The organism is Lactimicrobium massiliense (assembly GCF_900343155.1).
GTDB classification, from domain to species: Bacteria; Bacillota_I; Bacilli_A; order Erysipelotrichales; family Erysipelotrichaceae; genus Bulleidia; species Bulleidia massiliensis.
This window is the reverse complement of record NZ_OUNG01000001.1, coordinates 582,887-604,331: the sequence shown is the minus strand read 5'-3', so window position 1 is coordinate 604,331 and position 21,445 is coordinate 582,887. Positions and strand designations below refer to the sequence as shown.

Annotated in this window: 14 protein-coding genes; all 14 read left to right on the top strand. The window is 49.9% G+C overall.

Going from position 1 to position 21,445, the window contains the following annotated elements; translation table 11 throughout:
* Window positions 1-24 precede the first annotated feature (24 nt).
* The 14 genes from malQ to glgA all read left to right on the top strand — a co-directional run bounded on the left by malQ (window position 25) and on the right by glgA (window position 21,330).
* Window positions 25-1,470 (top strand): 4-alpha-glucanotransferase, encoded by a 1,446-nt coding sequence (malQ, locus tag DHU66_RS02910; protein ID WP_108774369.1) that lies wholly within the window; start codon window positions 25-27, stop codon window positions 1,468-1,470.
* A 242-nt stretch (window positions 1,471-1,712) separates the two neighbouring features.
* Window positions 1,713-1,979, top strand: coding sequence for a phosphocarrier protein HPr (locus tag DHU66_RS02905; RefSeq protein ID WP_108774368.1), 267 nt, complete (start codon window positions 1,713-1,715; stop codon window positions 1,977-1,979).
* 71 nt (window positions 1,980-2,050) lie between these two features.
* On the top strand, window positions 2,051-3,736 hold the full coding sequence (locus DHU66_RS02900) for a phospho-sugar mutase (protein ID WP_108774367.1): 1,686 nt from the start codon (window positions 2,051-2,053) through the stop codon (window positions 3,734-3,736).
* A gap of 122 nt (window positions 3,737-3,858) precedes the next feature.
* Window positions 3,859-5,628 (top strand): 1,4-alpha-glucan branching protein GlgB, encoded by a 1,770-nt coding sequence (gene glgB / locus DHU66_RS02895; protein WP_108774366.1) that lies wholly within the window; start codon window positions 3,859-3,861, stop codon window positions 5,626-5,628.
* Window positions 5,629-5,646: 18 nt separating this feature from the next.
* Window positions 5,647-8,049 carry a glycogen/starch/alpha-glucan phosphorylase gene (locus DHU66_RS02890; protein WP_108774365.1) on the top strand — a complete coding sequence of 801 codons (2,403 nt, stop codon included), beginning with the start codon at window positions 5,647-5,649 and terminating at the stop codon, window positions 8,047-8,049.
* A 21-nt stretch (window positions 8,050-8,070) separates the two neighbouring features.
* Window positions 8,071-10,206, top strand: coding sequence for a type I pullulanase (gene pulA, locus DHU66_RS02885; protein WP_108774364.1), 2,136 nt, complete (start codon window positions 8,071-8,073; stop codon window positions 10,204-10,206).
* 414 nt (window positions 10,207-10,620) lie between these two features.
* A complete protein-coding gene (locus DHU66_RS02880) occupies window positions 10,621-12,495 on the top strand; it encodes a DUF885 family protein (RefSeq protein ID WP_108774363.1) in 1,875 nt (624 codons plus the stop codon).
* A 2-nt stretch (window positions 12,496-12,497) separates the two neighbouring features.
* Window positions 12,498-13,166 carry a uracil-DNA glycosylase gene (ung, locus tag DHU66_RS02875; RefSeq protein ID WP_108774362.1) on the top strand — a complete coding sequence of 223 codons (669 nt, stop codon included), beginning with the start codon at window positions 12,498-12,500 and terminating at the stop codon, window positions 13,164-13,166.
* A 151-nt stretch (window positions 13,167-13,317) separates the two neighbouring features.
* Window positions 13,318-13,812, top strand: a complete 495-nt coding sequence (locus DHU66_RS02870) for an NADH-quinone oxidoreductase subunit NuoE family protein (protein WP_108774361.1) — start codon at window positions 13,318-13,320, stop codon at window positions 13,810-13,812.
* The gene (locus DHU66_RS02865) at window positions 13,805-15,709 is read left to right on the top strand and encodes an NADH-quinone oxidoreductase subunit NuoF (protein ID WP_280952613.1); all 1,905 of its coding nucleotides are present in this window, start codon (window positions 13,805-13,807) and stop codon (window positions 15,707-15,709) included. Before DHU66_RS02870 ends, DHU66_RS02865 begins: the two co-directional genes overlap by 8 nt.
* A gap of 11 nt (window positions 15,710-15,720) precedes the next feature.
* Complete coding sequence (locus tag DHU66_RS02860) at window positions 15,721-17,508, top strand: NADH-dependent [FeFe] hydrogenase, group A6 (RefSeq protein WP_108774360.1); 1,788 nt, start codon at window positions 15,721-15,723, stop codon at window positions 17,506-17,508.
* Window positions 17,509-17,600: 92 nt separating this feature from the next.
* Complete coding sequence (locus tag DHU66_RS02855; protein WP_108774359.1) at window positions 17,601-18,734, top strand: glucose-1-phosphate adenylyltransferase; 1,134 nt, start codon at window positions 17,601-17,603, stop codon at window positions 18,732-18,734.
* A gap of 12 nt (window positions 18,735-18,746) precedes the next feature.
* The gene (gene glgD, locus DHU66_RS02850) at window positions 18,747-19,859 is read left to right on the top strand and encodes a glucose-1-phosphate adenylyltransferase subunit GlgD (protein ID WP_245309337.1); all 1,113 of its coding nucleotides are present in this window, start codon (window positions 18,747-18,749) and stop codon (window positions 19,857-19,859) included.
* 16 nt (window positions 19,860-19,875) lie between these two features.
* Complete coding sequence (gene glgA, locus DHU66_RS02845; protein ID WP_108774357.1) at window positions 19,876-21,330, top strand: glycogen synthase GlgA; 1,455 nt, start codon at window positions 19,876-19,878, stop codon at window positions 21,328-21,330.
* Window positions 21,331-21,445 lie beyond the last annotated feature (115 nt).

The following is a 21,445-nucleotide window of genomic DNA, read 5'->3' as shown; positions in this document are numbered from 1 at the left end:
TGGAAAAGAAATGAGGGAATTATCATGCAGCGAAGCAGTGGCATTCTGATGCCGGTACCATCCTTGCCCGGCAGCTATGGCATCGGCTCTATCGGCAAAAGTGCAAAGCAGTTCATTGACTTTCTGGCAGCGTCCAGTATCCGTTACTGGCAGATATTGCCACTTGGTCCTACGGGCTATGGCAATTCACCCTATCAGCCCCTGTCATCTTTTGCCGGCAATCCTTATCTGATTGATCTTGACTGGCTTGCGGAGCACCACTATCTGAAAAAAGAGGAACTGCCTGCTATGGAAGAAGAGGACTGGATTGACTATGGAAGGCTGTATAAACAGCGCATTGCCCTGCTGAAAAAGGCATGTGCAAGAATGCCGGAAGTAAATCCGGATGACTATCTGTCCTTTGTAAAGGAAGAGCAGTCATGGCTGAAGGACTATGCGGAATTCATGGCTGTCAAAGACAGCCAGCAGGGCAGATCATGGCAGCAGTGGCCGCAGGATCTGCGCACCCGGCAGAGCGAAGCTGTAGGTGAAGTGATTGCAAAGCATCATGACAGTGCTGTTTTTTATCAGCGTGTGCAGTATCTCTTTTTCAGGCAGTATGAAGAACTGCGGGAATATGCAAAACAAAAAGATGTGCAGATCATTGGAGATCTGCCATTCTATATGGCACCAGATTCCATTGACGTCTGGGCGCATCCAGAACAGTTTTCTCTGAATCCTGACGGCAGTCTTTCTGCCTGTGCCGGCATGCCGGGTCAGGTATGGGGAAATCCGCTGTTCAACTGGGAAAGAATGCAGCAGGATGGCTATGCCTGGTGGATCCGGCGTGCCATGTTTCAATACCGCTTCTGTGACATGTTACGGATTGATCACTTTCAGGGATTTTTCCGCTACTATGCCATTGATCCCAATACCAGAGAAGGCCAGTGGTGTCAGGGACCGGGTCAGGATCTGTTTGACAGACTGGAACAGGCCAATGGCAGAAAGGAAATGCTGGTGGAGGATCTTGGTGAGCTGGATGATACATTCAAAGCCCAGGTCAAAGCATCTGGCTTCATGGGCATGCGCATCCTTGAGTATGCCTTTGATGAAAAGGATCCCGGTTCCTGGTATATGCCATTTCAGTATGCTCTGCGCAATGCCTGCGTGTATACGGGCACCCATGATAACAATACGCTGATGGGGTGGATCAAAGATGAGCCGGAAAGGGCGCAGCGGGCATGCGCATACTTTGGCTGTACAAAGAAGGAACTCTGGCAGGTCATGCTGAAATGTGTCTGGGGATCTCCCTGTGATCTTGCCATTGTCCAGGCCCAGGACATTCTTCGTCTGGCCGGCACGGAACGCACGAACAATCCGTATGGCGGCACTCACAACTGGTGCTGGCGTGCCAAAACGGGTGCCTTTGATGCCGCACTTGCTGCATGGCTGAAAGAAAACATGAAGCTGTACTGCCGCACTGCCAGCTAGATCAAAGATCAACCCTTGTATAGTTCTTTTTGTTAGACATCGTGAAAGTTCCTCATGATTCTTTCGTGCTATATCCGACCATAAATCATCATCCTGATTCCCATCAATTCAGTGCAATGGATCTGCTGCAGTGAGTTGTGCAATTTAGACAATCTTTTTCACAGTATTTGTAACCGCTTGTAAACTGGCACATGGTGGGTTAAAATAATACCAGTCAATGAAATTCAGGAGGAATGATAGAAATGAAACAGATTTCAGTTACAGTCGTTGACCCGGTGGGACTGCATGCACGTCCTGCTACGGTTGCCGTAAATGCTGCCAGCAAGTTCAAGAGTGAAGTAAAGGTATCCTACAAGGGACGTACCGTGAATATGAAGTCCATCATGGGTGTGATGTCTCTTGGTATTCCGACACAGTCTGAAATCACTGTCACATGCGATGGTGAGGATGAGGATGTTGCCGTCAAGACAATCGAAGACGTGCTGCGCGCGCAGAAAGTCATTGCCTGAAGTGAGGTATAAAGAAGGGATCTGGCCATATGCGCCAATCCCTTTTTTTCAGGAAAAAGGAGTAATAGATAATGGATTACAGGGAAGAGTATAATCGTTGGCTGCAGGCGGATCTGGTGGATTTTGATCTGAAGCATGAGCTGCATCAGATTGCGGATGATGATGAGGCGATCAAGGATCGTTTTGCCGTTGCTTTGAAGTTTGGTACAGCAGGTTTAAGAGGGGTGCTTGGTGCTGGTACCAACAGGATGAATATCTGGGTGGTGCGTCAGGCTACCCAGGGTGTTGCGGACTGGGTGAAGACGCAGGGCGGTACACAGACCGTTGCCATTTCCTATGATTCCCGTCTGAAGGGATGGAACTTTGCCCGTGATGCGGCTGGTGTACTGGCTGCCAATGGCATTCATGTTGTGATCTATGATGAGCTGATGCCGGTACCGGCACTGAGCTTTGCAACCCGCTATTATCATTGCAATGCAGGCATTATGATCACGGCTTCGCACAATCCGGCAAAATATAATGGGTATAAGGCGTATGGACCGGATGGCTGCCAGATGACAGATGATGCGGCCGCGGTTGTTTATGCGTCGATTCAGAAGACGGATGTTCTGACTGGCGCGGCGTATATGAGCTTTGCACAGGGTGTACAGAAGGGACTGATTCAGTTTGTCTCTGATGAGTGCAAGAAGGCGCTGTATGCAGCTATTGAGGCATGTCAGGTAAGGCCTGGCCTTTGTGCAAAGGCAGGCCTGAAGCTTGTGTATTCACCGCTGAATGGCACGGGTCTTGTGCCGGTGACGCATGTTCTGCAGGATATGGGCATTACGGATATCACGATTGTGCCGGAGCAGGAATATCCAAACGGCTATTTCACAACATGTTCCTATCCGAATCCGGAGATCTTTGATGCCCTGAAGCTTGGCCTGGAACTGGCAAAGAAGGAGGGCGCTGATCTGATGCTGGCAACGGATCCGGATGCGGACCGTGTCGGTATTGCCATGAAGTGTCCGGATGGATCCTATGAGCTTGTCAGCGGCAATGAGATGGGTGTTCTGCTGCTGGATTACATTTGTGCCGGGCGTATTGAAAAGGGTACGATGCCTGAACATCCGGTGGCAGTGGAATCCATTGTTTCCACACCGCTTGCTGAAGCAGTAGCGCAGCACTATGGCGTTGAGCTGCGTCATACACTGACAGGCTTCAAGTGGATCGGTGATCAGATTGCCCAGCTTGAGGCAAAAGGGGAAGAAAAGAGATTCATCTTTGGTTTTGAGGAATCTTATGGTTATCTGGCTGGCTCCTATGTCCGTGACAAGGATGCCATTGTAGGTTCCATGCTGATCTGTGAGATGGCTGCCTACTATCGTTCCAAGGGTTCTTCCATCAAGCAGCGTCTGGAAGAGATCTATGCTCAGTATGGCCGCTATCTGAACAAGGTGGATGCCTTTGAGTTTGACGGCCTTTCCGGCATGGAGAAGATGGCTGGCATCATGTCCGGTCTGCGCACAAATGCGCCGGTTTCCTTTGCCGGACATAAAGTTGTCAAAGTTACGGACTATGAAGACAGTGAAGCAACAGGTCTGCCGAAGGCCAATGTCCTGCGTTATGATCTGGATGATGGTGCGGTTGTAATCGTGAGACCTTCAGGCACAGAGCCAAAGATCAAGACTTACTTTACAACCAGGGGGACAACCCTGGCCGAGGCGCAGAAAGAGAAGGACGATCTTGCTGCGGCTGTCAAACCGTTATTATCCTGAGTCATTGGGACACAGATGGGTTTCCATCTGTGTCTTTTTTTTCTGCGATCACTTCACACCGGGCTTATAATCCATTAAAATTGAGCAGTCAGAGAGCTGTATTAGAAAGTGGGGAACACATCATGGATGATGAGATGCGGATGGCGCAGTACCATGCCGGCCAGTGCATTGATGCCTGGAAGCTTTTTGGTGCGCACCGCTGCCGCATGAACAACTGTGAAGGCGTCGGCTTTGCCGTCTATGCCCCGCATGCCCGCAATGTCTTTGTCATCGGCTCTTTCACCAACTGGGAGGATCATCCCATCCGTATGATCCGCACCGGCTTTACCGGTGTCTGGCAGGTGTTTGTACCCAATGTGTATGAATGGGACAGTTATAAATATCGGATTGAAACAAACCGCGGTGACTGGATTGACAAGGCGGATCCGTTTGCCTTTTATGCGGAAACAAGGCCGGAAACAGCTTCCAAAGTTGTGGATTTACGCCGTCTGACATGGTCGGATGAGATCTGGCAGAGCCGTCCTTCTTCCTTTGATAACCGTCCTGTCAGTATCTATGAAGTTTATGCCGGAGGCTGGAAGAAGAACGGCAACAATCCATATACATATGCCATGTTGGAAAAAAACCTGATTCCGTATGTCCGGAAGATGGGCTTCACGCATATTGAACTGATGCCTCTGCAGGAACATCCGTTTGATGGTTCCTGGGGCTATCAGGTTTCCGGCTGCTATGCACTGACATCACGGTATGGAAATCCGTATGAGTTTGCCTCTTTTGTCAATGCCTGCCACCGGCAGGGCATCGGTGTCATTCTGGACATGGTGCCGGTGCATTTCTGTGCAGATGCCTTTGGCCTTGCCCGCTTTGACGGGGAAGCACTGTATGAGTATTCACGTCCTGAGGATGCATGGAGTGAGTGGGGTACTTTGAATTTTGATCTTGGCAGGGAAGAAGTGCGATCTTTTCTGATGAGTGCCTGTGCCTTCTGGTGTGAAACTTATCATATTGATGGACTGCGCCTGGATGCCATCAGCAACATCATCTATTGGGGCGGCAATAAGGACAGGGGCATCAACCAGGGGGGCATTGACTTTATCAAGCGTCTGAACTATTACATGCATCAGTACTATCCCAAAGTATGGATGTGCGCGGAGGACAGCACGGCTTACCCGGGAGTGACCACATCCGTACAGAATGGCGGCCTTGGCTTTGATGGCAAATGGGACCTTGGCTGGATGCATGATACTCTGGATTACTTTGGCACATCCCCTGAAGTGCGGATCACGCATCCGCAGTCTTTGCTGTTTTCCATGCAGTATTTTTATCGTGAACACTTTGTGCTGCCTCTGTCTCATGATGAAAATGTGCATGGCAAGCATACGGTGATGGGAAAGATGTATGGCCGCTATGACGACAGGTTCGCTCAGCTGCGTGCCCTGTATGGCTATATGTTTGCCCATCCTGGCAAAAAGCTGAACTTCATGGGTAATGAGATTGCCATGTTCCGGGAGTTTGATGAAAGCCGGGCGCTGGACTGGAATCTGCTGGACTATCCCTCTCATGCAAGCTTTCAGAAATACTTTGCCAGGCTGAATGAGCTGTACCAGCAGGAAAGTGCCCTGTTTGTGCATGAGGATGATCCTGTGCTTTTCCACTGGTTCTTAAAGGGCGAGCATGGTGTCTTTGGCTTTGTGCGTGGAAATCTTGTCTGCCTGCTGAATACCAGTGATCAAAAGCAGGAAACAGAGATTCCCGGAACAGGTGCTGAAGTGCTGCTTGATTCTGAGGCGAAGGAATACGGGGGCCGGAATAACTGCCAGGTATATATAAAGGATAAGGTTACAAATATTGTTCTGATGCCGTATGCATGTTTGTGGCTGCGGCAGAAATAGATTAGAAAGAAGGATTGCATGTTCAGGAATAAGAGAGAGTTCAAGGCGGAGTTTCATCGCAGACTGGTGGAGGCGTATGGCTGTGAGATGGAGCAGACCAGTCCGGCTGAGAAATACCTGACCCTGGGTACAATGGTGCGCGATTATGCGTCAAATTACTGGAAGGATACCAAAAATGAAACAGCTTCTCAGGATCTCAAGCAGGTGTATTACTTTTCGATGGAGTTTCTGCTGGGCAGGATGCTGACAAGCAATCTGAAGAATCTTGGCATTTATGACATAGTGACAGAGGGACTGCAGGAGCTTGGTATTTCCTATCAGGAAATTGCAGATCAGGAGAATGATCCGGGTCTTGGCAATGGCGGTCTTGGCCGTCTGGCGGCATGCTTTATGGACTCTGCTGCCAGTGAGAACTATGTGGTAAATGGCAACTGCATCCGCTACCGGGCAGGGTTATTCCGTCAGTTTATCAATAAATATGGTGAGCAGGTAGAAATGCCGGATATGTGGATGCGGATTGGCAATCCGTGGGAGATCCGCAAACTCAAGCATGCCGTGGATGTGAAGTTCTATGGCCAGATTGAGGTCAGTTATGATGAAAATGGTGATATGCATTTCAGGCATCGCCACGCCAGCCATGTACTTGCTGTGCCATATGACATGCCGATGATCGGTGCCCATACAAAGACGGTGAATACACTGCGTCTGTGGAGTGCAGAACCGGCGGATGTTGCGCCGCGTGACAGGGATTACCGCCAGTATCTTTCTGATGTGGAAGCGATCTGTCTGAATGTTTATCCGGATGACTCCACCGAGGAAGGAAAGTATCTGCGCCTGAAACAGGAATATTTCTTTGTCTGTGCCGGTGTGCATTCCATTGTGGAAACCCATCTGAAGAACCATCCTTCTCTGGATAATCTTGGCGAGAAGGTTGCCATCCAGCTCAACGATACACATCCGGTGCTGGTGATTCCGGAGCTGATGCGGGTATTGATGGATGAATACAGTTACGCCTGGGACAAGGCATGGCAAATTGTGAAGGAAACGGTTTCCTATACCAATCATACGGTTATGGCCGAAGCTTTGGAAAAATGGCCAATGCAGTATATTGAGAATCTGCTGCCGCGCATTGCCATGATTATTTCTGAAATAGACCGGCGCTATTGTGCCTGGGCCTGGCAGCAGTGCCCTGATGATCCGGATCTTGTCAGCCGCACCCGTCCTCTGCGTGACGGCACGCTGCATATGGCTGCACTGGCACTGATTGGCTCTCATGCGGTCAATGGTGTGGCTGGCATCCATACGGAAATTCTGAAGAATGATCTGTTCCGCGATCAGATGCGTCTGTATCCCCATCTGATCCAGAACAAGACCAATGGTGTTACCCCACGCCGGTGGCTGATGTACTGCAACCCAGAGCTGAGGAAATTGCTGGATGATACGATCGGTACAGCATGGGAGAAGGACTATCATCATTTTGAAGATCTTTTGAAACATGTGGATGATCCTTCTGTGCAGGAAGCTTTCCTGGATGTCAAGCAGGTGCGCAAGGAAAAGCTTGCTGCATGTGTCAGGGATCTCACCGGTGAGATTATTGATCCTTCTTCGATGATTGATACCCAGGCCAAGCGCCTTCATGCCTATAAGCGGCAGCTGCTGAATATCATGCAGGTGATCTATCTGTATCAGCGCATGAAGCGTGATCCTTCATTCCGGATTGCGCCGCATACATATCTCTTTGCAGCCAAGGCAGCTTCCAGCTATACATTTGCAAAGAGTGTGATCAAGCTGATCAACTGCGTTGCCGCTAAAATAAACAATGATCCAGACACGAGGGATGTGCTCAAGGTTGTCTTTCTGCCAAACTATTGTGTGACGATGGCTGAGACACTTGTGCCGGGTTCTGATGTGTCTGAGCAGATCAGTACGGCTGGCAAGGAAGCTTCCGGCACAGGCAATATGAAGTTCATGATGAACGGTGCAATTACATTGGGAACACTGGATGGTGCCAATGTGGAGATTGACAGTCTGGTCGGCCGTGACAATGATGTGATCTTCGGCCATACAGTGGAGGAGCTCAATACGCTGCAATACCATTACAATGCCTATGACTATTATCAGCAGGACGGCCGTATTCATGATGTGCTGGATACGCTGATCAATGGCTTCTGGAATGGCAGTGCGGATGAGTTCAGAATTATTTATGATGAGCTGATTACCCGCAATGATACCTACTTTGTCCTGGCCGATTTTGATGCATATGTCAAAGCTCAGGAAGAGATTGCCAGACGATATGCCAGCCGTAATACCTGGGCCCGCAGCTGCCTTGTCAATATTGCCAGGAGTGGCTACTTCTCTTCCGACCGTACGATTGAAGAGTATGCCCACGATATCTGGGATCTGCAAAAACTTCACTTCTAACAGGAAAGAGAGGAAACAGTTATGCCGGCTATGCATGCATATGCGGATGATTTTGGCGTGATTACCATCTGGATGAAGAGCAGCTTTTATGGAGGCCGTTCAGATTATTTCTATCTGACATCCCAGCAGGGTCTGTACATGGATCTGATTATCAAAAGTGTGGAGGATCATCCCGATGCTGTGAAATATCTGCTGACAACGCCGGCGGATCTGCCGTTTGGCATTGACTACCGCCTGCATGAATCTCATGGTCTTTCGGTGCCGGTGGAAATGCGGCTGATCTGCCAGAAGCCGTTCTTTGCCAAAGAATTCATGTATGATGGCAATGATCTGGGACCAATATACCATCCGCTGTATACACTGTTTTCCGTATGGGCACCAACCGCTGTCAGTGTGATTCTGAAACTGGATAACCGCGGCTCGCGCACTGCTCATCCGATGACCAGAACAGATCATGGTGTGTGGCGGGCAAGAGTGAATGGTGATCTGCGCCATGCGACCTATACGTATCTTGTCAACCGCAATGGAGAGGTCAGGGAAACGCTCGACCCGTATGCTTTGTCCTCAACAGCCAATGGACATGCCTCAGCTGTCATTGATCCAAATCTGGTGCCGCATACCCATATTTCCTGCAGTACAAAGATCAATTCTGCTGTGGATGCCATCATCTATGAGTGCTCGGTGCGGGATATGACAAGTTCGGCTCACAGCGGTACAAGCACGCATGGCACTTTTGATGCCTTGCGTGAAGAAAATACATCCTGGAAGGGGCATCCGACCGGGATGAGCTATCTGGCCTCTCTTGGCGTAACGCATGTACAGTTGATGCCGGTGCTGGATTTTGTGACCGTGGATGAGGAACATCCATCCCGCAACTATAACTGGGGTTATGATCCGGCCCAGTATCTGACGGTTGAAGGCAGCTATTCTTCGGATCCGGATGATCCGTATGCACGCATGAAGGAACTGCGCATGCTGGTGGATACCTTCCACAGGCATGATATGCGGGTAACGCTGGATGTGGTGTTCAATCATATGTACGATGTGGATTCCAGTCCGTTCCAGTGTCTGACCCCGTATTACTGGTTCCGCTACAATGATTCCGGCTACCTGTCAAACGGTTCCTATTGCGGAAATGACCTGTCTTCCACCCAGCCGATGGTGCGGAAGTACTTTGTGGATGTCTGCACGAAGCTGATGGATCTGTATGATGTGGACGGCTTCCGTTTTGATCTGATGGGTGTCCTGGATGTGGATACGATGAATGCGATTCATGATGCGGTTAAAGCCAGAAAGCCGGATGCCTTATTATATGGAGAAGGCTGGGATATGCCGACCATGCTGGCACCGGAAGACAAAGCATGTATTGTCAATCAGAACCGGATGCCGGATATCGGCCATTTCAACGATTATTTCCGTGATACGGTAAAGGGCAGGACTTCAGATGATCAGAAGTATGCCCAAGGATATATTACTGGTGATCTGGGCATGGCATTTGGCATGTGTTCGGCAGTGACTGGCAATGTGATCGGTGATCCGTATTTCTATCGCTTTGATTCACCATGCAAGACCATCAATGGCACCGAGACCCATGATAATGCGACCAGTTGGGACAAGATGCGTGCCTGCTGCTCGAGTGAGAATCATGACACCCGTCTGCTGCGGCAGAAGATGCTGCTGGCATCGACACTTTTCTCGATTGGTGTTCCATTCCTGCATGCAGGTCAGGAATTCTGCGGTACCAAGAACAATGTATCGAATTCCTACAATGCGGGTGATGGCATCAATCAGATGGACTGGGACAGAGCAATTCAGAATCAGGAGATCGTCGCATATACACGCCGGGCAATTGCCCTGCGCAGGGAATACAAAGCGTTTCATTATGCTACCCAGAAGGAAGTCTGCGACAATGTGCATGTATCCGTGATGGATGGCAATGTAGTTGTCTGCGATATTCACTGTCCTGATCCTGAGCATGCATGTACAGATGTGAGGATCCTTTACAATCCATCCTATGACAATCGGGAATATGGCAGTGCGGATGAGTGGCAGGTGATCTTTGACCACGATGGCAATCCGCAGGCGCAGAAGAGCTCCGTGATTTACGTGCCTGGCTTATCTGTGATTGTGGCAGTGAAGAATAATCCGGATCAGTAAGGTTACAACAGATAATAAGGAAGTCATATCCACACCAGATATGATTTTCTTTTGGAACAGTATCAGGGATTGCATGTGAAAGCCTTTCGTCACTTCCTGATCTGGCGCATGGAAAATCGTATGGAGGCCATTGCGGCCGGAAAGAACAAGTTGTGAAAACAGGGCATGTGATATGGAAAAAAGACAGTCAGAGGTTTGAACAGCCATTTGAAAGCCAGTGCGTATTTGACAAAAGCTGGCAGATACACACAATGCTGATCTGAACAGCGAAAGCATATATGCGGTGCGTAAAAATGTACTTGTGAGTGCTGCGAATATGGGATTCCAGAAGTACAAAATCAACATCTGACCTGTGTATGCGGGGGGCAGTCGGGGCGATTTATAGTATAATGAGCAAAAGTAAAAGGAGTATCTATGACAGACCGTTTGAAGAAAGCCATTTGCATCATGTGTGCAGCCCTGCTGTGTGTACCGGCAGCAGTTGTTTCTGTACATGCCGATGACAGCGAAGAGCGCAATGCTGATTTTGATGCCCTGCTGCAGCAGGATTTTATCAATACGATGGAACAGGATTATCTCACTATGCATTTTACTGTGAAAGATCCTGACAGCCTTGGTATTGTCAAACCTGCTGTGCAGGTTGGCAGGGATCCCCGCACAGAGCTCAGTGAAGCCAGAAGCGAAGCCGAAGATATGCTTGCCAAACTCAGGGCCTTTGATTATGACAGTCTGAGTACAACTCAGCAGCATGACTATGATGCCCTTGTATATGCTTATGAAGATCAGCTGAACCGCTCAGATGAGAATTATAGCTGGCTGTTTACACCGGGCAATAATCTGGTGACCAATCTGTCTACCAACCTGACCGAGTTTGTCTTCTATACAAGAAGTGACTTTGACGATTACATCACGCTGCTGCAGTCGGTGCCGTCTTATTTGCAGGCATGTCTCAGCTTTACGGAAGAACAGGCTGAAGCTGGCTATTTTATGTCAGATAAAGCGCTGGAAGAAACAGAATCACAGATTTCTTCTTTTGTTGCAAAGACGCAGGATAATCCGATCATTGCCGACTTCAATGATGATGCGGATGCCTCACAGCTTCTGACGGATGGAGAAAGGGTGGATCTGAAGACCCAGGTCAGTGATATTGTCATCAATCAGATCATTCCTTCCTGCCAGACGATTGCCGATACGCTGAACAGCTACAAGGGAAAGGGCGGTCAGACCGGCTATTATGATATGGATGGCGGCCTGGATTACTACACGCTGGATGAACAGAATACAGCCAGTACGTCCAAGTCTCTGGATGATCAGTTTGATGAGCTGGACAGCTTTATTCAGGATGCGGTGAGTCAGCTGGCATCGCTTGGTGCCAATGCCGGCAGCGGCACCGTGAATTTCACTGATGCCGACAGGATTCTCAGCTATCTTTCCTCCGAAGAAACAAACTATGGTTTCCCGGCAATTCCGGATGTGACATATACTGCTACAAGCCTTGATCCAAGTGTTGTGTCTGGCAATGTGCTTGCCTATTATGTTTCTTCACCAGTCGATGATTACACCAGCAATATCATCAAGATCAATGATGCCAATATTTCCGATCTGAATGAACTGTATGGCACCCTTGCCCATGAGGGGTATCCGGGCCATCTTTACCAGCATGTGTATTACCTTGCGACAAAGCCAAATCTGATCCGGGAAGCCTGCAGCTTCCTTGGCTATACGGAAGGATGGGCAATGTATGCAGAGGTGCATGCTTACAGCTGGAATGTGCTCAGTGATTCTGATGCTGCTTACCAGCAGGTGATGGCCGAATTGAACTATGCACTGTGTGCACTGGCTGATATCGGTGTCAATGGCATGGGCTGGGACGAGGATGACCTGTCTGATTACCTGCGCACTGTCGGTCTCAACACACAGGCGGCATCCAGCCTTTATGAGCAGTGCCTGATTTATCCGGCGGACTATAACAGCTATGGCTATGGCCTGGCAAGATTGATGACGCTGGAGAAGGAAGCACGGGAAGCACTTGGCGATGATTTCAAGCTGGAAGACTTTAACAGGGTGATTCTCGACAATGGACCCAGAACGCTGGATTCTGTTGAGGATGATGTGTCTGCCTGGGTAGAAGCCAATGGCGGCACGATGAAGTCTGAAAATAAGACAAAGAAATCTGCATCTTCATCATCTGCCCCGGTCTATGGTGCGGCAATTGCGGCTGGCGCAGTGGTAATCATTGTCTTTGCTGTACTGAAGAAAAAGCATAACAGGAAGGGACTGGCAAAGTAAGTATGGTGCATAATACCTGGTGGCCATGGCTGCAGGAAGAATGGCAGCAGCCGTATTTCAGGCAATTATCTGCCTTTCTGCATGAAGCATATTCCCATGGAAACATTTATCCGCCCCGTCAGCAGGTATTTGCTGCCTTTGAAAACTGCGATTATCCGGATATCAAAGTTGTGATATTGGGACAGGATCCCTATCATCAGAAAGGACAGGCGCATGGCATGTGCTTTTCGGTTAATCCTGGCGTTCCCATTCCGCCGTCTCTGCAGAATATCTTCAAGGAACTTCAGGATGATCTGGGCTGCTACATCCCTAACAATGGCTATCTGATGCCATGGGCAAAGCAGGGTGTGTTTCTGCTCAACACGATCATGACAGTCGAGGATTCCCATCCCCTTTCCCATAAAGGAAAAGGGTGGGAAACCTTCACGGATCATGCCATTGCCAGAATCAATGAGAAACAGGAACCGGTTGTGTTTCTGCTGTGGGGCCGCAATGCCCGCAGTAAGGCATCCATGATTGACCGCAGCCGCCATCTTGTTCTGGAAGCACCGCATCCTTCGCCGCTCAGTGCGCACTATGGCTTTTTTGGCTGCCGCCATTTCAGCAGGGCAAATGCGTTTTTGAAAGAACATGGCCGTGAACCAATCAACTGGCAGATTCCGGATCTTTAAGCAATTGTGATCAGACATGACTGTTCTCATGGTGGGAACAGTCTTTTTCTAATCAATCAGATGAATAAATGTAAGCGCTTAGAATTTTCCCTGTTTTTCAAATCTGAGACCTGATAGAATACAGATATAGATTGAATTTGGAGGTCAGTTTATGGAAAAACTGAGTCCTTCCGCACTTACAGAAATTGATACCATTGTTGCAAAACACCGGAATCAGCCGGGCCCGGTTATTGAGATGCTCCATGAGGTGCAGAATTCTCTGGGGTATATACCTTTTGAGGCAATGGAGAAAATTGCGGAAGCTGCAGGGACAAGTCCTGCCCAGGTGTATGGGGTTGTAACGTTCTATGCCCAGTTTACGACCCAGCCGAAAGGAAAGCATGTCATCAATGTATGTTTAGGTACGGCCTGCTATGTCAATGGCAGTCAGAAACTGGCAGATCTGCTTGCGGAAAAGACAGGAGCTGGCATCAATGAGACAAGCAGGGACGGGCTGTTTTCACTGGATGCGACAAGGTGTCTTGGCGCGTGCGGACTTGCACCGGTATGCATTATTGATGGCAAAGTCTATGGCAATGCGCTTGTGTCCGGCAATGCCATCAGGCGCATTGAAGAGATCAGGGCACAGGAGGCGGACCATGGATAATATCATTCATTCCATTGATCAGCTCAATGCGATTCGTGATGCCTATCGCGACAATGTGCTTGTCCGCATGGAAGACAGTCATCCGGTCTTTGAAGCGGATAATGTGCATATGAATATTCTGTGCTGTGCGGGCACGGGCTGTACTGCCGGGGAGTCAGAAGAAAACATCCGCAGGTTTGAACAGCTGATTGATGAAAATCATCTGCAGGACAATGTGGAAGTCATCCGCACCGGCTGCTTCGGCCTGTGCCAGAAGGGACCAATTGTGGCAATTTATCCTGATCAGGTCTTCTATACGCATGTGCATCCGGAGGATGTGGACAGGATTTTCTTTGAGCATGTTGTCGGCCGTCGTCCGCTCAGAAAGAAGCAGCTGTGCGACGTGGATCCATCTACCGGGCAGACAGTCTATGATCTGGACCGGATCCGCTTCTATCAGAAGCAGATGCGGATTGCGCTGCGCCACTGTGGCCGCATCAATCCGGAAGACATTAATGAGTATATTGCAGTGGACGGCTATCAGGCGCTGGCCATGTGTCTGCGTGAGAAATCACCTCAGGATGTCATTGATATCATCAAGGCATCTGGTTTAAGAGGCAGGGGCGGTGCTGGTTTTCCGACCGGAAAAAAGTGGCAGTTTGAAAAGGATCAGCCGGGCAATGAGAAGTACGTCATCTGCAATGCGGATGAAGGCGATCCCGGTGCGTTCATGGACCGCTCCATCCTGGAAGGCGATCCTCACAGTGTTATCGAAGGTCTTGCCTGCATGGCATATGCCGTAGGTGCGCATCATGGCTATATTTACATCCGGGCGGAGTATCCCATTGCTGTGCACCGTCTGGAGATTGCCCTGCGGGAAGCACGGGAATACGGTTTGCTTGGCCGCAATATTCTTTCTTCCGGCTTTGACTTTGACCTGGAGATCCGACTTGGTGCCGGTGCCTTTGTGTGCGGCGAAGAGACGGCATTGATCGCCTCAATTGAAGGCAGGCGCGGCATGCCATCACCCAAGCCGCCGTTTCCGGCGGTTTCGGGTGTCTGGGGAAAGCCGACCAGCATCAACAATGTGGAAACACTGGCCAATGTCCCGATCATTCTGACTAAGGGGGCAGACTGGTACAGTTCGATCGGTACTGCCGGTTCCAAGGGGACCAAGGTCTTTGCCCTGGGCGGCAAGATTGTCAACACAGGCCTTGTGGAGGTGCCGATGGGCACCACGCTGCGTGAAATCATTTATGACATTGGCGGCGGCTGTCCAGATGGCAAGCGCTTCAAGGCAGTGCAGACCGGCGGGCCTTCCGGCGGCTGTCTGACGGAAAAAGAGCTGGATACGCCAATTGACTATGAAACATTGACAGCAGCAGGCTCGATGATGGGCTCTGGCGGCATGATTGTGCTGGATGAGGACAGCTGCATGGTCGATGTGGCACGTTTCTATATGTCATTTATCTGTGATGAAAGCTGCGGCAAATGTACGCCATGCCGGGTTGGCACCAAGCGTCTTCTGGAGATGCTGGATGCCATTGCGGAGGGGCGCGGAACCCTTGCCATGCTGGATGAGATGGAAGATCTGTGCCATGAGATCAAGGATACTGCTTTGTGCGGCCTTGGCCAGACAGCACCGAATCCAATCCTTTCTTCCCTGCATAAATTCCATGATGAATATGTGGAGCATGTGGTGGATCACAAGTGCCGTGCCCATGTATGCAAGCGTTTATTGCGCTATGAGATTGACGAATCGGCGTGCCGGGCATGTTCTTTGTGTGCCCGCAATTGTCCGGTGCAGGCGATCTCTGGTGAGCCGGGCCGCAAGCCATACCATATCGATCAGGACAAGTGCATCAAGTGCGGCAGCTGTCTGAATAACTGCCGCTTCCATGCGGTGGAAAGACTGTGAGGTGAGAAATCATGAGTGAAGTGCATATCAAGATCAATCATCAGTTTGTGACTGCCGAAAGCGGCGATACGATTCTGCAGGCAGCCAACCGGGCCGGCATTCAGATTCCTACCCTGTGTTATCTGAAAAATGTGATTCGCTCTGGTGCCTGCCGGGTATGTCTGGTGGAAGTCAAAGGAGCAAGAGCACTGCTTTCTGCCTGCACAACGCCGGTTTCGGAAGGCATGGAAGTATTGACCAACTCGGAGCGGGCGATCAGAGGCCGCAAGACAACGGTCGAGCTGATGATGTCAAATCACAATAAGAATTGTCTTTCCTGCAAACGGAACCAGAACTGTGAGCTGCAGCGGCTGTGTGCTGAGCTTGGCATCCGGGAAAATCGCTTTGAAGGTGAACATTCGCCAGCCACCCTGGAGCAGGCAAGCTGGGGCATCGTCCGGGATACAAGCAAATGTGTGCTTTGTGAAAGATGCATTGGCGTCTGCCGCAATGTGCAGGGGCTTGGCATTCTGTCTTTGCAGAAACGTGGTTTTTCAACAATTTGCGGACCAATCGGCAATGGTTCCTTCAATGATGTGGACTGCATGCAGTGCGGTCAGTGCGTCATTGCCTGTCCGGTTGGTGCTTTGAGTGAGAAGGAAAATATTCATGATGTCATTCTGGCGATCAACGATCCTGACAAGGTTGTCATCTGTCAGACCGCGCCGGCGGTAAGGGCTGCGCTGGGGGAGGAATTTGGCCTGCCGATCGGCACGCGGGTAACTCACAAGATGGTGGCTGCCCTGAAACGGTGCGGTTTTGACCGGGTGTATGATACCGACTTTGGTGCTGATCTGACAATTATGGAAGAAGGCCATGAGCTGTTAGAGAGAATAAATGGACATGGCGTTCTGCCGATGTTTACATCATGCTCACCAGGCTGGGTGCGTTACATGGAATATGAATATCCGCAATTGCTGGATCATCTTTCTACGTGTAAGTCACCGCATATGATGTTTGGTGCCATCTGCAAGACCTACTGGGCAAAGCAGCACAATATTGATCCGTCCCGGATCTATGTAGTTTCCATCATGCCATGTATTGCCAAGAAGTCTGAGATTCACAAGGAAGAAAATCAGACCGGGGATTATCCGGACGTGGATGCGGTGTTAACAACAAGGGAGGCCGCCAGGCTGATCAAGATGTATGGCATGGATGATCTGGATGCGCTGCAGGAAGAGGACTATGACCAGGATTTTCTTGGGACTGCTTCGGGTGCCGGGGTGATCTTTGGGGCCGGCGGCGGTGTGATGGAAGCAGCGCTGCGTACATTGAAGCAGGAAACAGAAGGCAAAAAGCTGGAGCGGGTTGATTTTGGAGAATGCCGCGGCATGGCTGGTGTCAAGGAAGCACAGGTGGAACTTCTGGGCAAAAAGTACTGGGTTGCCATGGCAAGTTCGATGTCCTGTGCAAAGCCGCTGATTGAAGATGTTCGCACGGGAACAAGCAAGTATGCATTCATCGAGATCATGGGCTGTCCGGGCGGCTGTATCAATGGCGGCGGCCAGCCGATTGTCAGTGCCAGGGCAAAGCATGGACGTCTTGGTTATTCCTATAAGGATCTGCGCATGAAGGCACTGTATGAAGAAGACCGCTATGCACCGGTGCGGGTGTCCTGTGATAATCCGCAGATTCAGCAATTGTATTCTGCCTTTCTTGGAAAACCAGGCAGTGAGATCAGCGAGCATCTTCTGCACACTTCCTACCATCGCCGGCCACGCTTTACCGGTTGGAAAACGGAACCTGAAGAGCAGCTGTGAGTTTCCACTCTCAATTGCATTGTTTTCAGCCAAAAAATGATCAGGATAGGATATAATGAAAGCGCAATCAAGTTTAATTCAGGAGGCAAATCATGAGAGCTAATACAATGGCAGCGATGATCCTGGCCGGGGGAAGAGGTTCACGTCTTCTGGATCTCACCAAAAAAGTCGCAAAGCCAGCAGTTCACTTCGGCGGAAAGTACCGTATTATTGATTTTCCGCTGAGCAATTGTGCCAATTCGGGAATTTCAACAGTAGGAGTATTAACACAATATGAGTCGGTTGTACTCAACTCCTATGTTGCCAAGGACCAGTTCTGGGGCCTGGATACCAATGATGGCGGTGTCTATGTGCTGACCCCGCGTGAGCGTGATGACAAGGGCCTTGAAGTTTACAGAGGCACCGCAGATGCCATCACTGCCAATCTGGATTTTCTGGATCAGGTGGCACCGGAATATGTATTGATCCTTTCCGGTGATCATATTTACAAGATGAATTATGCCAAGATGCTTGCCTATCATCAGGAAAAGCAGGCAGATGCGACGATTGCCGTTCTGCAGGTTTCTTTGAAAGAAGCAACCCGCTTTGGCATCATGAACTGTGATGAAAACGACATGGTCGAAGAGTTTGAAGAAAAGCCTGCCCATCCCAAGAGCAACCTGGCTTCCATGGGTATCTACATCTTCAACTATAAACTGCTGCGCAAGTATCTCAGTGCAGATGACAAGGATCCCAATTCCAATCATGACTTTGGCAAGGATATCATTCCGGCATATCTGAAAGACGGCCGCCGCTTGGCTGCCTATCGTTTCTCCGGTTACTGGAAGGATGTCGGCACCGTGGATTCCCTGTGGGAAAGCAACATGGATCTGCTGAAGAAGAACAGTGAGCTGGATCTGGAAGATCCGTCCTGGAAGATCTATACAGAGGATGTCAATGCTCTGCCGCAGTTCATTGGTGAAGATGCCGAGATCAAGAATGCCTATATTACCCAGGGTGCAGTTGTGCTTGGCACAGTGCGCAACTCTGTGGTCAGCACAAACTGCCGGATCGGCAAGGGTGCAGAAGTGGTTGATTCTGTGATTCAGCCGGGTGCTGTCATTGGTGAAGGTGCCAAAGTGACCCGGTGCATTGTGGCAGATAATGTGGAAATTGCACCGGGTGCCGTTGTCGGCAGTGCGGACAGTGAGCATATCAGCCTTGTCGCAAAGAAATATGTGGAGTGAGGAGGAAGACTGATGAACGCACTTGGAATTATTTACTTTGAAGGCAATTCGGTCAATGTCGAAGGTCTTGGTGATTATCGGCCGGTGCCGGCAATGGCCTTTATGGGAAGATACCGTGTCATTGATTTCATCCTCAGCGATATGACCAATTCGGGCATCAACAATGTGCAGGTATACTGCAAGGAGAAGCCCCGCAATCTGATTGAGCATCTGGGCAGCGGCCAGCATTACAATATCAATTCAAAGCGCGGCAAGCTGCGTGTACTCTATGGTGAAAAGACATTCTCTTCACCGGTATACAACCATGATGTTGCCAACTATATGCTCAACATGGAGTATATCGAAGACGATCCGAATCCATATGTGGTCCTGGCACCGAGCTATTTCATCTATTCACTGGATTTCAATGAAGTACTGCAGGCCCACAAGGATTCCGGTGCTGATGTGACCGTGCTTTATACCAATACCAATGATGCCAAGCGTGCTTACCTTGGCTGTGACACGCTGACCATGGACAAGGAAAAGCGTGTCATTGGCGTGGATACAAACCGCGGTGCGAAAAAAGCCAATACCATCTGTCTGGAGGCATATGTACTGAGCAAGGCGCTGTTCATTGAGCTGGTCAAGAAAGCAGCAGCGACTTCTTCTCTGTACTGGTTCAAGGATATTCTCAAGGATTCCCTTGGCGAGCTGCGTGTGCAGGGATACAGCGTGCGCGGTTTTGTGGCATGCATTAACTCTCTGCCGGAGTACTACAGATGGATGATGGCGCTGCGTGATCCGTCCACTGCCAGCGGACTGTTCAAGCCGGGCTGGCCGATCTATACGCAGACATCAGATTCTGCGCCGACAAAGTTTACGGATGATGCCGAGGTCAAAGGCAGTGTGGTTGCCAACGGCTGTGTCATTGACGGTACAGTACAGGATTCCATCATCAGCCGTAATGTCCGCATCTGCCATGGCGCCATTGTCAAGGATTCCATTATTCTGCCTGGCGCATATATTGGCGAAGGCGCCAAGCTTGATCATGTTGTGGTGGACAAGTATGCCATCATTCATCATGTCAAGGCACTCAAAGGAACAGATGATGATCTGGTCTACGTCAAGCGGCGTGACAGAATCTGACAGGGAGGCGTAATTCATGGGAAGATCAATATTGTTTGCGGCTTCGGAAGGATTACCGTTTGTCAAGACCGGCGGTCTGGCAGATGTCATCGGCTCTTTGCCGAAGGCACTTGCCAAGCGCGGTCATGATGTGCGTGTTGTCCTGCCTCTGTACAAGAAGATTATTGAGAAGCACTATGATGAGCTGGAAAGACTGGGTACCATTCAGGTGCATTCCGGCTGGATCAATCAGCCTGCGACTTACTACAAGGCAGAAGTAGACGGTGTCATCTACTACTTCATTGAGCACCAGTACTACTTTGAGCGTGACGGCCTGTATGGCTATCAGGATGATGGTGAGCGTTTTGCCTTCTTCCAGCGTGCTGCTCTGGATATGATTTATTTCATCAACTGGTGGCCGAACATCATTCACAGCAATGACTGGCAGTGCGGCATGATTCCGCTGCTGTGCCATGCATGCTATGCGGATGATTACCGCTATCAGAATATCCGCCATGTCTTTACGATTCATAACCTGGCTTTCCAGGGCAACTTCGGCGTCGATATGTTGCCGAGCTGCCTGGGCCTGGATTACAGCTATTTTGACAATGGCTCGATCAAGTTTGATTCCGGCATTTCCTTCATGAAAGCCGGCATCGTCTATGCGGACAAGGTCACAACCGTTTCGCCGACTTATGCCAATGAGATTCTGACCCAGACATATGGTGAGCGCATGGATGCGATCCTGCGCTATCGCAGAGAAGATCTCTGGGGTATCGTCAATGGCATTGACTATACGCTCTGGAATCCAAAGACTGATAAAGCTTTGACAAAGAACTATGACATCAAGTCATGGAAGAGCGGCAAGAAAGCCAACAAGGCGGCATTGCAGAAAGAACTTGGTCTGAAGGTCAAGCCGGACACATGCCTGGTTGGCATTGTTTCCCGTCTGACCAACCAGAAGGGTGTCTATCTGATCACAGACCGGATTCAGGAGATCATGGGCCTGGATATCCAGTTTGTCGTGCTTGGCACGGGTGAGCAGAATGCTGAGAATGCTTTCCGCTGGATGGAAGATACCAACAAAGGCAGGGCAGTTTACTACTGCGGCTATAATGAGGAGCTGGCACACCGCATTTATGCAAGTGCTGATCTGTATCTGATGCCGTCTTTGTATGAACCGTGCGGATTGAGCCAGCTGATTGCCTTGCATTATGGCACTCTCCCGTTGGTGCGTGAGACCGGTGGTCTGAAGGATACTGTGCAGCCGTACAACCAGTATACGGGCGAGGGCAATGGCTTCTCGTTCTATGCGGCCAATGCGGATGATATGGTCTATACGCTGCGCTGGGCAGTGGATCAGTATTATCACAATGAAGCGGGCTGGAAGGGCCTGGTTGAGCATGCGATGAATTATGATGCCAGCTGGGACAAGAGCGCAGATATTTACGAGGAACTGTATTACACCATCTGCAACTGGCCTGACAATTGATTGAACAGGAACAGGGGGGGGCCCCTGTTTTTTGGATGGGATTGTTTTCGCAAGATGACATGCTGGCATTTACCGCCGGCATGGGCAGGTGATATAATAAAAACGCTAAGAAGGA